Source organism: Corynebacterium camporealensis (assembly GCF_000980815.1).
Taxonomy (GTDB): domain Bacteria; phylum Actinomycetota; class Actinomycetes; order Mycobacteriales; family Mycobacteriaceae; genus Corynebacterium; species Corynebacterium camporealense.
In genome coordinates this window covers 716,094-730,165 of record NZ_CP011311.1, presented here as the reverse complement: position 1 = coordinate 730,165, position 14,072 = coordinate 716,094, and the positions used below count along the sequence as shown (strand labels likewise).

At 55.5% G+C, this 14,072-nt stretch carries 8 protein-coding genes and 3 rRNA genes; 2 read left to right on the top strand and 9 right to left on the bottom strand.

Annotated elements, in window-relative coordinates:
* Positions 1-2 precede the first annotated feature (2 nt).
* On the top strand, positions 3-644 hold the full coding sequence (locus UL81_RS03430; protein ID WP_035107073.1) for a DUF3239 domain-containing protein: 642 nt from the start codon (positions 3-5) through the stop codon (positions 642-644).
* Positions 645-1,757, top strand: a complete 1,113-nt coding sequence (locus UL81_RS03425; protein WP_035107072.1) for an aminotransferase class I/II-fold pyridoxal phosphate-dependent enzyme — start codon at positions 645-647, stop codon at positions 1,755-1,757.
* A 310-nt stretch (positions 1,758-2,067) separates the two neighbouring features.
* On the opposite strand, the gene rrf is transcribed toward UL81_RS03425, so the two are convergent.
* The 9 genes from rrf to UL81_RS03380 all read right to left on the bottom strand — a co-directional run bounded on the left by rrf (position 2,068) and on the right by UL81_RS03380 (position 14,071).
* A 5S ribosomal RNA gene (rrf, locus tag UL81_RS03420) occupies positions 2,068-2,187 on the bottom strand.
* A gap of 150 nt (positions 2,188-2,337) precedes the next feature.
* A 23S ribosomal RNA gene (locus UL81_RS03415) occupies positions 2,338-5,410 on the bottom strand.
* A 457-nt stretch (positions 5,411-5,867) separates the two neighbouring features.
* Positions 5,868-7,390: ribosomal RNA gene (locus UL81_RS03410) — 16S ribosomal RNA — on the bottom strand.
* The 16S, 23S and 5S rRNA genes sit together here, the layout of an rRNA operon.
* A 577-nt stretch (positions 7,391-7,967) precedes the next feature.
* Positions 7,968-8,741: a hypothetical protein gene (locus UL81_RS03405; RefSeq protein ID WP_052097799.1), complete on the bottom strand. Its 774-nt coding sequence runs from the start codon at positions 8,739-8,741 to the stop codon at positions 7,968-7,970.
* 15 nt (positions 8,742-8,756) lie between these two features.
* Positions 8,757-9,512, bottom strand: a complete 756-nt coding sequence (locus UL81_RS03400) for an iron ABC transporter ATP-binding protein (protein WP_035106946.1) — start codon at positions 9,510-9,512, stop codon at positions 8,757-8,759.
* Positions 9,509-10,522: an iron chelate uptake ABC transporter family permease subunit gene (locus UL81_RS03395; protein ID WP_046453262.1), complete on the bottom strand. Its 1,014-nt coding sequence runs from the start codon at positions 10,520-10,522 to the stop codon at positions 9,509-9,511. The genes UL81_RS03400 and UL81_RS03395 overlap by 4 nt, the downstream gene beginning before the upstream one ends.
* Positions 10,512-11,477 (bottom strand): ABC transporter permease, encoded by a 966-nt coding sequence (locus UL81_RS03390; protein WP_035106945.1) that lies wholly within the window; start codon positions 11,475-11,477, stop codon positions 10,512-10,514. Before UL81_RS03390 ends, UL81_RS03395 begins: the two co-directional genes overlap by 11 nt.
* Positions 11,478-11,559: 82 nt before the next feature.
* The gene (locus UL81_RS03385) at positions 11,560-12,570 is read right to left on the bottom strand and encodes a siderophore ABC transporter substrate-binding protein (protein ID WP_035106944.1); all 1,011 of its coding nucleotides are present in this window, start codon (positions 12,568-12,570) and stop codon (positions 11,560-11,562) included.
* Positions 12,571-12,718: 148 nt separating this feature from the next.
* Positions 12,719-14,071 carry a M20 family metallopeptidase gene (locus UL81_RS03380; RefSeq protein ID WP_046453261.1) on the bottom strand — a complete coding sequence of 451 codons (1,353 nt, stop codon included), beginning with the start codon at positions 14,069-14,071 and terminating at the stop codon, positions 12,719-12,721.
* Between the last annotated feature and the right edge of the window lies 1 nt (position 14,072).

Below are 14,072 nucleotides of genomic sequence, written 5' to 3'. Positions count from 1 at the left end.
TGATGAAGATTTTTAAGTTTGAGGTCGATGAGGCCTTTGCGAAGAAGAACAACGAACTCCTGCGCGACTCTGCGCGCTTGCGGAACTCCGGTCTAGTACTCGGACTGCTCCTCGTAGTCGGCGGTGCCGCGCTGTGGATGGGAGTAGACGCCGCCTGGGCCTTCACCATTGGCCTGGGCATGATCCTGTTTGGCATTATCGTCGCCATCATCGGCGTAGTTGCCTCCCGTAAGGTCGGTACCGCACAGGAGCTTTACGACACCTACCCGCTCGCCCCGGCAGTAATCGCTGAGGTCAACGAGCGCGACATGGTGCTCATGGCTCTGGTCAACACCAATGTGGACCCGAACCTCCCGCCTCGCTGGGGCGCATGCCTGCGTACTGTCTCCCGCATCCCGGGCCTGCGCAAGCGCACCGTGGGTACCAAGATTCCGGTCGCTGCAGTATCTGGTCAGCGCTCGACCAAAGGTTCTGACCATTGGCAGCAAATCACCCCAATGCCTATCGCATGGGGTACCCCGGATGCTGAAACTGTCACCATTGCTCGTAAGGCCGTCCCTGATGACCAGTGGAATCGCTTGGAGCGTGCCCGCAAGCGCCTCAATGACGTCAAGGCCACTCGATACGATCTGCTGGTGCTCTAAATGACTGTTAAACGACTCCAAGACTTCACCGAAACCGTCTTTACGACCTATTCCCGCCTCGCCGTAGAACACGATGCCGTAAACCTCGGCCAGGGCTTCCCTGACTCGGACGGCCCACCACGCATGCTGGAGATTGCCCGCGAGGAAATCGCCCAAGGCAACAACCAATACCCTCCACTGCGCGGGCAGCCCGTGCTTATCGATGCCATCTCCCAGCACTACAACGTCCCAAACGATCACATCACCGTGACCGCCGGTGCGACTGAAGCCATCGCCGCTTCCGTCCTGGGACTAGTTGAACCTGGCTCTGAAGTCATCGTGATTGAGCCTTATTACGACGCCTATGCCGCCGCCACTGCCCTGGCTGGCGCTACCCGCGTTGCTGTTCCTCTCAAGCAAGTCGGTAACACCTGGGACCTCGACGTCCCCGCTATCAAGGGCGCTGTTACCGATAAGACCGCCATGGTCGTTATCAACTCCCCGCACAACCCCACCGGGTCTGTGTTTACTAGGGAAGCCCTGGAAGACCTCGCGAGTGTCTGCGTCGACAACGACCTGCTCGTGCTTGCCGACGAAGTCTATGAGCACCTCACCTTCGGCAGCGAACACGTCAGCATCCAATCCCTCCCGGGAATGGACACCCGCACCATCAAGGTCTCTTCTGCTGCGAAGAGCTACGCCTGCACTGGTTGGAAGACCGGCTGGGCCATCGCTGACCCTAAGCTCCTCGAAGGCGTTCTCGCCGCCAAGCAGTACTTAAGCTTTGTTTCTGGTTCTCCATTCCAACCCGCCGTTGCCCATGCTCTTACTGAAGAAGACAACTGGCTCAAAGACATGGTCACAGAACTCGAAGAGTGCCACGATATCCTCGCCGTGGGACTGACCAAGGCCGGCTACGACATCTTTGATACCAACGGCACCTACTACATCGTCGCCGACGTCCACCAAGACGCCGACGAGTTCTGCCGCAAACTACCGGAAACCAAAGGTGTTGCAGCCATCCCGCTGACCGCCTTCACCGACGAGCCGGAACCCTGGCACACCAAAGTACGCTTCGCCTTCTGCAAGCAACCAGACGTCCTCAAAGAAGCCGTCAAGCGACTACTCGCCTAACGACCTCCTCCCCCCAGCCGGTGCACCCCGCACCGGCTCTTCTTTTACCTTCACACCACCCAGGTACCCCGATACTTAAAGTCACTGTGGCTTTAACAACTCAGCCATAAGGCCGAATCCGATTACTGTAAGTGAAAGTTCCTGACAACTCATGCCAATCCCAGGACCCTAAAGTCCAAGGATTCGTCGGGAACTTGCGGCAGTAGCCCCAGTTGAAGCGGATCTAAAACTGCGAAAAGACGGCCGGCCCGAACACCGTGTGGTGTTCAGACCGGCCGTCTACGACGTATTGAGTTATGTGTGTGTTTAGTGTCGGCGGTAACTTACTCTCCCACACCCTCCCGAGTGCAGTACCATCAGCGCGACGCAGGCTTAGCTTCCGGGTTCGGAATGGGTACCGGGCGTTTCCCTGCCGCTATGAACCACCGACAAACTTCTGAGACATCCTAGTCTCGCACCCTTGTGTTGGGTGTTGTGTCAGATACTGCATAGTGGACGCGACAACCATGAACCCTTGAATGGTTACAGACGATTGTTATCTTGTTTTGTTTGTTTACCTTCGCATGTAGGTTGGGTGTTTTGGTGTTTGTTTTGGTCTATTAGTACCAGTAAACTACACAGCTTGCGCTGCTTCCATATCTGGCCTATCAACCCCATAGTCTTTAGGGGACCTCAAATGAAACCTCATCTTAAAACAGGCTTCCCGCTTAGATGCTTTCAGCGGTTATCCCTTCCGTACGTAGCCAACCAGCCATGCCACGGGCGTGACAACTGGCACACTAGAGGTACGTCCGTCCCGGTCCTCTCGTACTAGGGACAGCCTTTTTCAAGTTTCAACGCGCGCGGCGGATAGAGACCGAACTGTCTCACGACGTTCTGAACCCAGCTCGCGTGCCGCTTTAATGGGCGAACAGCCCAACCCTTGGGACCTACTCCAGCCCCAGGATGCGACGAGCCGACATCGAGGTGCCAAACCATCCCGTCGATATGGACTCTTGGGGAAGATCAGCCTGTTATCCCCGGGGTACCTTTTATCCGTTGAGCGACACCACATCCACAAGTAGGTGCCGGATCACTAGTCCCGACTTTCGTCCCTGCTCGACTTGTAAGTCTCACAGTCAAGCTCCCTTGTGCACTTACACTCACCACCTGATTGCCAACCAGGCTGAGGGAACCTTTGGGCGCCTCCGTTACATTTTGGGAGGCAACCGCCCCAGTTAAACTACCCACCAGGCACTGTCCCCAACCCAGATCATGGGCCAAGGTTAAGGTGCTCAATCCGATCAGAGTGGTATTTCAACAACGACTCCACCACCACTAGCGTGATAGTTTCATAGTCTCCCACCTATCCTACACAAACCGAACCAAACACCAATACCAAGCTATAGTGAAGGTCCCGGGGTCTTTTCGTCCTGCCGCGCGTAACGAGCATCTTTACTCGTAGTGCAATTTCACCGGGCCTGTGGTTGAGACAGCAGAGAAGTCGTTACGCCATTCGTGCAGGTCGGAACTTACCCGACAAGGAATTTCGCTACCTTAGGATGGTTATAGTTACCACCGCCGTTTACTGGGGCTTAAATTCTCAGCTTCGCCACAAAGTGACTAACCGGTCCTCTTAACCTTCCAGCACCGGGCAGGCGTCAGTCCATATACATCAACTTAAAAGTCTTCGCATGGACCTGTGTTTTTGATAAACAGTCGCTTCTCTCTATTCTCTGCGACCCCACAACGCAACAACTACCGAATGGTAGAGCACGTCGTGTGGTCCCCCTTCTCCCGAAGTTACGGGGGCATTTTGCCGAGTTCCTTAACCACAGTTCACCCGAACGCCTTAGTATKTTCAACCTGACTACCTGTGTCGGTTTAGGGTACGGGCCATATACACACATCGCTAGAGGCTTTTCTTGACAGTACAGGATCACCAACTTCRCYCSCATRGRGCTACGCRTCACGCCTCGATGTCATGTGGTGCGGATTTACCTACACCACCATCTGCACGCTTACACCAACAATCCAATAAGTGGCATGGCTACCAACCTGTGTCACCCCATCGCTTGAACCACACATCAGGCCCCACGACATCAACCACAACATCACTCAAAGAGTGATACTAARGTATCCGCGGTGGTTAGTATCAGTGCTTTATCAGGGGCGCGTGTATACGGGTACCAGAATATCAACTGGTTGTCCATCGACTACGCCTGTCGGCCTCGCCTTAGGTCCCGACTCACCCTGGGAAGACGAACTTGACCCAGGAACCCTTAGTCATCCGGCGGTAAGGATTCTCACCTTACAATTCGTTACTCATGCCTGCATTCTCACTCGCACACACTCCACGCCTCCTCACGGTAACGCTTCAACGCATGTACGACGCTCCCCTACCCAACAACAAAAGTTGTTGCCGCGGCTTCGGCGGTGTGCTTGAGCCCCACTACATTGTCGGCGCAGAACCACTCGACCAGTGAGCTATTACGCACTCTTTCAAGGATGGCTGCTTCTAAGCCAACCTCCTGGCTGTCTTCGCGATCCCACATCCTTTTCCACTTAGCACACCCTTAGGGGCCTTAACCGGCGATCTGGGCTGTTTCCCTTTCGACTATGAAGCTTATCCCCCACAGTCTCACTGCCGTAGAACACAAATTAGTGGCATTCGGAGTTTGGCTGATGTTGCTAAGATTGTAGTCCCGCTCAACCAACCAGTCGCTCTACCTCCACCAAGCTACTACGACGCTGCACCTAAATGCATTTCGGGGAGAACCAGCTATCACGGAGTTTGATTGGCCTTTCACCCCTACCCACAACTCATCCCCGCAGTTTTCAACCTACGTGGGTTCGCGCCTCCACGACGTCTTACCATCGCTTCACACTGGCCATGGGTAGATCACCCCGCTTCGGGTCCAGGACATGCCACTAAYWACACCCCATTAGGATTCGGTTTCCCTACGGCTACCCCACACGGGTTAACCTCGCGACATGCCGCTGACTCGCAGGCTCATTCTTCAAAAGGCACGCCATCAGCCACAAAAGGGCCTCTGACGGATTGTAAGCACATGGTTTCAGGAACTATTTCACTCCCCTCCCGGGGTACTTTTCACCATTCCCTCACGGTACTATCCACTATCGGTCAGTATAAGTATTTAGGCTTACCGGGTGGTCCCGGCAGATTCACAGCAGATTCCACGAGCCCGCTGCTACTCGGGCAACCCAACAACCAGTATGCATTAGCCTTCAACTACAGGACTCTCACCTTCTCCGGTAGACCATTCCAAGCCTTTTCATCTAACCAACACACAAACCAGCAACGCAGTGGTAGCTACGTAACATCAAGCGCCCACAACACCGCACACACAACCCCTACCAAGTATCACATGCATACGGTTTAGCCTCATCCACGTTCGCTCGCCGCTACTAGCAGAATCATTATTATTTTCTCTTCCTACGGGTACTAAGATGTTTCACTTCCCCGCGTCAACCCCCACACAGCTATGAATTCACCATGTAGTAACCACCCATAACGATGGCCAGGTTTCCCCATTCGGACATCCTCGGATCAACGCTTAATTGACAACTCCCCGAGGCTTAACGCAGCCTTTCACGTCCTTCATCGGCTCACACTGCCAAGGCATCCACCATGCGCCCTTTGTAACGAACACACAAAACACCTACAACAAAGAATAAACACAAAAAATAAACACCCAGAACAAACAAGCTCTGAGCATCTATAGAGATAAAATCACACAACCAACAACACATACATACTGCACGGCAACATGTAAATGKTGCTGGTCGATGCTCGCGTCCACTATACAGTTCTCACACAACACACCCACCAACCAAACAACCACCACCATGTACGTGGTTATCCGTGTTTGTGGGGTWACACAAGGAGCGATGATGCCCCAGACACCCAACAATGCACCAATACCGCCCAACTGACAAACAGTTGAACACTYTATTTCTTTKWATCGTTGTGGTCCGTGAGTGGACTTGTTTGTGTTTGTTGGTCTTGTGGTATGTCTCCACCCGATTAACTATGCGGTGGCAGTACCACGTGCGGGTACATCAACCAACCAATGCCCACAACTGTGRGACTTTTTTAATGCTCCTTAGAAAGGAGGTGATCCAGCCGCACCTTCCGGTACGGCTACCTTGTTACGACTTCGTCCCAATCGCCGATCCCACCTTCGACAGCTCCCTAAACGAGTTTGGGCCACTGGCTTCGGGTGTTACCAACTTTCATGACGTGACGGGCGGTGTGTACAAGGCCCGGGAACGTATTCACCGCAGCATTGCTGATCTGCGATTACTAGCGACTCCGACTTCATGGGGTCGAGTTGCAGACCCCAATCCGAACTAAGGCCGGCTTTCAGCGATTCGCTTAACCTCACAGTCTCGCTGCGCGTTGTACCGACCATTGTAGCATGTGTGAAGCCCTGGACATAAGGGGCATGATGATTTGACGTCATCCCCACCTTCCTCCGAGTTGACCCCGGCAGTCTCTCATGAGTCCCCACCACTACGTGCTGGCAACATAAGATAAGGGTTGCGCTCGTTGCGGGACTTAACCCAACATCTCACGACACGAGCTGACGACAACCATGCACCACCTGTGAACCAGCCACAAGGGAARCSAYATCTCTRYSGCGRTCTGGTACATGTCAAGCCCAGGTAAGGTTCTTCGCGTTGCATCGAATTAATCCACATGCTCCGCCGCTTGTGCGGGCCCCCGTCAATTCCTTTGAGTTTTAGCCTTGCGGCCGTACTCCCCAGGCGGGGCGCTTAATGCGTTAGCTACGGCACGAACCCCGTGGAAGGGACTCACACCTAGCGCCCACCGTTTACGGCATGGACTACCAGGGTATCTAATCCTGTTCGCTACCCATGCTTTCGCTCCTCAGCGTCAGTTACTGCCCAGAGACCTGCCTTCGCCATCGGTGTTCCTCCTGATATCTGCGCATTTCACCGCTACACCAGGAATTCCAGTCTCCCCTACAGCACTCAAGTTATGCCCGTATCGCCTGCACGCCCGAAGTTAAGCCCCGGGATTTCACAGACGACGCGACAAACCACCTACGAGCTCTTTACGCCCAGTAATTCCGGACAACGCTCGCACCCTACGTATTACCGCGGCTGCTGGCACGTAGTTAGCCGGTGCTTCTTATCCAGGTACCGTCACAAAACGCTTCGTCCCTGGCGAAAGGAGTTTACAACCCGAAGGCCGTCATCCCCCACGCGGCGTCGCTGCATCAGGCTTGCGCCCATTGTGCAATATTCCCCACTGCTGCCTCCCGTAGGAGTCTGGGCCGTATCTCAGTCCCAATGTGGCCGTACACCCTCTCAGGCCGGCTACCCGTCGACGCCTTGGTAGGCCATTACCCCACCAACAAGCTGATAGGCCGCAGGCTCATCCTACACCGAAAAAACTTTCCAACCATCACACCAAAGATGGCTCCTATCCGGTATTAGACCCAGTTTCCCAGGCTTATCCCGAAGTGCAGGGCAGATCACCCACGTGTTACTCACCCGTTCGCCACTCGAGTACCCCCAGCAAGCTAGGGGCCTTTCCGTTCGACTTGCATGTGTTAAGCACGCCGCCAGCGTTCGTCCTGAGCCAGGATCAAACTCTCCACAAAAAATCCACACACGAAAAGCAAAGCCTTCCGTGAATCAGAAAAATAAAGGCCGTGAAAAGCCCAAACCTAGACAAACAAACCAAACACGCAGAACACAAAGTGTTCTACATATACTGGCTTAAAAAATTACTACATAAAGAATAAACTCKACCAGCCTCCTACCCGACGGGGTACAAGCAAGGCTGGCACATGACCTACTGATAAACAGTAAAACCCATGCTGGTTAACCCTTAGTATGTAGCCGGTAAAGAAAATTATTAATTCTATTTCAATGACACCCTCAAAACCGAAAGGCACCATCCGGCACACACCAACACCACCACCCATATGAGATGATGGCACCAACACAAGTCCACCTACAGCAGACCACAACAAAAATAAGTATTGGCACACTATTGAGTTCTCAAACATCATACGCACACCCGAATCAGAAGTACTTACCTCCTCATCTGAGCGACTCGAACTAACTTACCGGAACAACTTTTTTAAAGTCAAATCCGAACATCATCAGTCCGTCAACCACCAGTTAACCTCCCGGCTACCTCGCGGCTGCCTGGATTAATTTACACACACGGTTTCATACAGACAAATCCGCAGGTCGTCGCATAATTCTTGCCATGGTGAACATGAAGACTAACTCGACCAGGGTTTGGGTGACGACGATCGCGGGAACGTTGTCGATAGGTAGTGCCATGAGCACTGGTAGAACGACGAGCGAATTGCGCGTGACACCACTAAAGGTGGTGGCGATGGCCGTTGGCTGTTTGGTCTTGGCGATTGTGGTGAGTGTGTAGGTACCTCCCCACATGCACAGGGCAAAGAGAGCGTAGACACCAGAGAGGCCGAGGTAGCTGGTATTCAGCTCAGGTGCGTAGGTGACCAGGATGAGCAATACTACTGCGATAAGCAGTGGGTTCATTGCCTTATCGGCGATAGTGGCTGCGGGGTCGTAGCGCTGCAGGAACCATGCGGCGATAAGGGGCAAGACAATAAGCAGCACGAAGGGCTGGATGAAGATGACCGGGTCGGCAAGCCCAGGAAGCAAGAGTGCGAAGGCCAGCATCTGTACTGCTAGGAGTACTGGGGTCACCTGCAATAAGTTGGCGGAGCCGCCGGCAATGCGGTTAAAGACGACCACGTAGTCCACGCACGGTGCGATAAGGACGAGGAAGGCGACGGTGGCCATGGGGGCATCGTTAAGCAGGCGCGTTACTGCAAACGCAACTACTGGTGCCAACAGCAGATTGATGCCCACGCACCAACGCAGCAAGGACCAGTCGATGCGCAGGCCGCGTAAAGGCAGGGCCATAAACGTGGTCCACATGAGTAGACCAAGCAGCACTTCCAGCATGGATGCGAGTGTGCTCTAGTGGTAGCAGGCCAGCAAACCGTCGGGGCCGTCGATGACCTTAATCGGAGTGTTGAAGATCGGGGTAAGGATGTGTTCCTGCATGATTTCTTCGGTCGGACCGAAGGCGACAATCTGGCCATCCTTGCAGGCACAGACGTAATCGGCGTAACGCGCAGCGAAGTTGATGTCGTGCAGCACCACGATGACGGTGCGGCCCAACTCGCGTGCGGCTTCGCGCAGGTGCTTCATCATCTCCACAGAGTGGGCGATATCCAGGTTGTTCAGTGGCTCATCGAGAAGCACGTAGTCCGTTTCCTGACACAGAACCATGGCAACGTAGGCGCGCTGGCGCTGACCACCAGACAACTCATCCAAGTAGCGGTTCTGCAGCTGTTCCAAATGAAGGAAGCGGATGTACTTGGAGATAATCTCCTCATCGTGCTTGTTGATGCGGCCCTTGGTGTAGGGGAAACGGCCAAAGCCGACGAGCTGGCGCACGGTCAGCTTGGTGACGAAGTGATTTTCCTGGCGCAGAATGGATACGATTTTGGCCAGGTCAGAAGACTTGGTCGTCGTAATGTCGTAGCCGGCGACTTCAATTTGGCCATCATCCATGCCAAGGAGGCGGCCGATCATCGTCAGCATCGTCGACTTGCCTGCACCATTGGGGCCCACCAGTGCGGTGATGCCACCTTCGGGAATCTGCAGGTTAATGGGTCCGATGTGCGTCTCAGAAGAATAAGCCTTCTGGACGTTGCGCAGTTTAATCACAGTCTGCCCTTTCGGAGGATGACGAACAGGAATACGGAGCCGCCGACCAGCTCAATGATGATAGACACCACGCCCTGGGCGTAGAAGACGTGCTGCATCAGGAAGTACGCGCCGGTCAGAACCAGGAAGGCCACACCTACTGCCATCGGGTAGATGTAGCGGTGGTCGTAGGTATCGGTGAACTGGTAGGCCAAGGTAGCAACCAAAAAGCCTAAGAAGGTCATCGGGCCGACCAGCGAGGTGGTCACGGCCATGAGCACAGAGACCAGGATTAGCGTGTAGATCGCGTGGGTCTTGTGGTTCACACCGAGGTTGCGGGCCACATCAGCACCCAGTGCGATGACGTTGAGGCGGCGGGAGTTCAGCAGCAACAACACGGTGGCAATGATCACCAGCGGAATGGCGATCGGATAGTACTCGGTCTCCGCATTATTGACCGAGCCGAACAGGCGCGCAGTCAAAATATCGAAGTCCGACGGGGTCAGCATGCGCTGCATGAATGTCGACAGCGAGCCCAGGCCACCACCGATGACCACGCCGACTAGCAGCATGGCGTGCATGTTGTGCTTGTTGTTGGTCAGCAACCACGAGTAGAGCGCCAGCGACAGCAGGATCATGATGCCCATCTGGAACAGGAAGGTGCCGACATTGCGGGCTTCTGTCAGACCAGATGCACCAAGGAAGAAAATGGTCGCGGTGTTAATGGCCACGTACAGCGATTCAAAGCCCATGATCGAGGGCGTGAGAATGCGGTTATTCGTCACAGTATGAAAAGACACGGTAGCCATGGCCTGGCACACAGCGACGATCAGCATGGCGATGACGGCATCAGCGCGGCGTTCGGCAATCAGCCAGAACTGGCGGGTGCCAAACTCCATCGGGTTGTCATACGCCAGCAGGCCAAAGGCGCAGCCGATGGCCACAATCCATACGGTGGCCAGAATGATCCAGTAGCGCTTTCCGATGGCCGCACTACCCGACGCTGTCTTCAGTGGAGCTCTACTTAGCACGAGTGGACCTCACAATCAGCGTGATGAACACAACGGCACCAACGATGCCCAGGATGACAGACACTGGCATTTCGAAAGGCGCGATAATCGTACGCCCCAGTAGGTCACACACCGTAACAATACCGATGCCCAAAAGACAGACCCACGGCAGGTTGGAGCGCAGGTCATCGCCGCGAATCATAGACACAACGTTGGGAACAATCAGTCCCAAGAAAGGCAGCGAGCCCACGACGACGGTGACCACACCGGTGGCAATCGCAATCAGACCCGTGCCCAACAGCAGCAGGCGGTTGTAGTTCAGACCAACGTTGGTGGCAACGTCTTCACCCATGCCGACCACGGTTAGGCGGTCAGCGAAGAGGAACACCGCAATGAGTACCAGCAGAACCAGCCAGAGGACCTCGTACTGGCCCTGGTAGACCGAGGTAAACGAGCCCATAAACCAGATGCCGAGCTGCTGCAGCATGTCGGTCATCAGGGCAAAGAAGCTGGAGACAGCAGAAACGACGGCGCCGAGCATGATGCCGATGATCGGCACGATCAGACTAGAGCGCAGCGTGACCCTTCGCAGGAATGCGAAGAAGACCATCGTGCCGACGAAGGAAAAGATCACCGCACCGACCATCTTGCCCAAGATGTCGGCCTGCGGGAAGAAGACGAGAACGAACAACAAGCCCAGGCCTGCCCACTCGGTAGTACCGGTGGTGGTGGGTTCGACGAAGCGGTTCTGGGTCAGCAGCTGCATGACCAGACCCGACATTGCCATGGCCGCGCCGGCGAGAACCAGCGCGATGGTGCGCGGAACACGAGTGATGCCGAACATTTCGCGGCCGTCCTCGGTGCCGAACACGTCGTACTGCCCTACCAGCAGGGAAAGGACGAGTAGACCCAGCACCACGACGATGCCGATTACCAGTTTCCAATCCCACAGGCGGGGGCGAGTGGTCGTTTCCATATTTGTCCTAATAACGCCCTAAAACCGGAAGGCCTCAAAAGGGCTTCCGGTGCAGGCTAGTTCGAGAATTTACGCAAGGTCATTACTGAGCTTCGAAAGCATCTGCAATTGCGTTCAGGGTCTCGGTGTAAGTGATGATGTTTTCGTTGGTGTAGGTATCTGCCGGGGCAGCAACGATGTTGCCGTCCTTGACTGCGGTGACGTTCTGCAGTGCGGCGGAGTCCTCTACCAGCTGCTGACCTGGGACGTAGCCCTCTTCGTCGTTAGCAACTGCACCATCACGATCCATGATGAAAATCCAGTCCGGGTTGGAGTTAGCGATAGCCTCCACGGAGATGTCATCACCTTCGTGGTCATCGGTACCATCGGCAACCTCGAGTGCTGGCTCTAGGCCGAGCATGTCGAAGAACGGACCGAAGAAGCGACCCTTACCCGGTGCGATGTAGTTGATCTCGCCACCGGAAGTGTTAACAGCCATGACCTTCTTGCCTGGCTCGTAAGCGTTCTTGGCGCGCTCCAAAGCCTCGTTGAAGTCATCGATCTCCTGCTGTGCTTCTTCCTCACGGTCGAAGAGCTGGCCCATAGCCTCAGTCTGGCGGATGAGCTCTTCTGCCATGTCCTTGTCTTCACGCGGGGTGAAGTCCAGAACCGGCACGTCTTCCACCAGACCTTCAATGTCTTCCTGGTACTGAGCGAAGCGCTGGCCGTTAATAACCAGGTCTGGCTCTGCAGCAACCAGGGCCTCCAGGTCCGGCTCGCGGTGGTTGCCCATGTTGAACTCAACGGTGTCTTCGTTGAGCTTGTCGGACAGGGTGTCCGGCACCAGGTTCAGCGGTGCAGCGACAACCGGAACATCCCAGTCAGCCAGCTGCTCGAATGCACGGTTGTCAGTGACAGCAACGCGCTGTGCTGGCAGCTGCACGGTCTTTTCGCCGAAGTTGTCCTCGATGATCAGCTCCTGGGAATCCGCAGCAGCGGTGGAGTCAGCGGCGGTCTGCTCTGCATTGTCGGCAGACTCTTCTGCCTGCGAGCAGGACGCCAGAACCAGAGACGAAGCTGCAACCGCAGCCACCATGAAACGACGAGTACGCATAGTGTCCTTTCGAGAAGGGTTATTAGGTTAACTAGATCTAAGTTAACTTAAGCAACCCTAACTCTCCAAGACGGAGCTTCACCTAACCTTGGAAAGGTTTACCTAACCTGGGAAAAGGTAACCTAACCAAACGGGGGTATCGGGGGTATTATGCCTGCTCCCGGTGCAATAGTTCTTGCACCGATACCGCCCCATGGCGGCCAAACTCTGCGTGTGCCTCCTCCCGCAAAGCCTCATCGGCGAGGAAGTCCAAGGCAACCTGGGCCAGTCCCGCAGCCGAATCCACCGCTGCCTCCACCGCCTCATCGGTGGCGGACCAACGCTCGAATTCCGAGGTATGCAACGCCACATCGGTTGGTGAGACCTTCACCATCGGGTGAATGCCTGGCACCAGGTGCGAGACGTTGCCGAAATCCGTCGACGCCGCCACCGTATCGGGCACAGTGTTAGCTGGCAAGGCCGTACGGCCCCGGCGCGCCTGCGTACGCGCCCAGCGTGCCGCCAGTGTTTCGTTATTGCGCACAGGCAACGACATCGGGTGCGGATCCCAATGGATTTCGACACCGCAGCCAGCCATCATCGCAGCTCCCTTGGCAATCTCATCAACGCGCTGCGACAAATCCAGCAACGAACGCGTCTGCAGCGAGCGAGCATAGACCTCCACCTGGGTTTCCTGCGGAATGATCGATGGGCGCTCGCCGCCCTTCTTCACAATCGCGTGCAAGCGATCACTGGGCGGCAATTGCTGCCGCATCAAGCCGAGACCCTGGTAGAGCAAGTTCGCCGCATCCAGTGCGTTGCGCCCCATAAAAGGCTGCGAAGACGCATGCGCTGCCACGCCGTGGAAATCAATCGTCGCACTGCGACGCCCCACCCACGCATGGGAGGCAATGTCATAGCCAAAGCCATGAATCATCACTGCGGCATCCACCCCATCGAGGCTGCCGCCGCGAATCATGTACTCCTTGCCCGTGTGGCCTTCCTCAGCAGGAGTGCCTTGCAAGACGATGCGGCCGGGCACGTCCGAATTCTTAAGCAACTCCGCTGCCACCAAGTAAGCACCCACGCCAGCTGCGGCAATCACGTTGTGGCCACACGCGTGACCGATACCAGGCAAGGCGTCGTATTCCGCCATGATTGCCACGGTCGGGTGCTTGTCCGGGTCATACCCCGGGCTGGTGACTTCAGTACAAAAGGCAGTTTCAACACCGAAGACGCCGCGTTCCACACTGTGACCGCGTTCTTCCAGAAAGTCAGCCAGCACCGCCATGGAGCGATGCTCTTCAAAAGCTACTTCCGGATTGGCATGCAGGTCGAAGACGATGTGGCGCAGGTCGTCCGTGGTGGCATCGGCAAGCTTTGCAGCTTTATCCCACAGTTCATCTTGGCCCGGGTAGGTCTCCCCCATCGGCGGGGGCGGAGAAGCCGCTGCCACGCGGGCGGCGATGAGCTCCTCCATATTGTCCAGGTAGGCCGTCGAGGGGGTCTGTGGGGCGGTCATA

What these genes read in the sequence shown, in the direction of transcription:
- UL81_RS03430 (WP_035107073.1), top strand. Translation starts at nt 3, where the DNA reads ATGAAGATTTTTAAGTTTGAGGTCGATGAGGCCTTTGCGAAGAAGAAC.
- UL81_RS03425 (WP_035107072.1), top strand. Translation starts at nt 645, where the DNA reads ATGACTGTTAAACGACTCCAAGACTTCACCGAAACCGTCTTTACGACC.
- UL81_RS03405 (WP_052097799.1), bottom strand. Translation starts at nt 8,741, where the DNA reads ATGCTGGAAGTGCTGCTTGGTCTACTCATGTGGACCACGTTTATGGCC.
- UL81_RS03390 (WP_035106945.1), bottom strand. Translation starts at nt 11,477, where the DNA reads ATGGAAACGACCACTCGCCCCCGCCTGTGGGATTGGAAACTGGTAATC.
- UL81_RS03385 (WP_035106944.1), bottom strand. Translation starts at nt 12,570, where the DNA reads ATGCGTACTCGTCGTTTCATGGTGGCTGCGGTTGCAGCTTCGTCTCTG.
- UL81_RS03380 (WP_046453261.1), bottom strand. Translation starts at nt 14,071, where the DNA reads ATGACCGCCCCACAGACCCCCTCGACGGCCTACCTGGACAATATGGAG.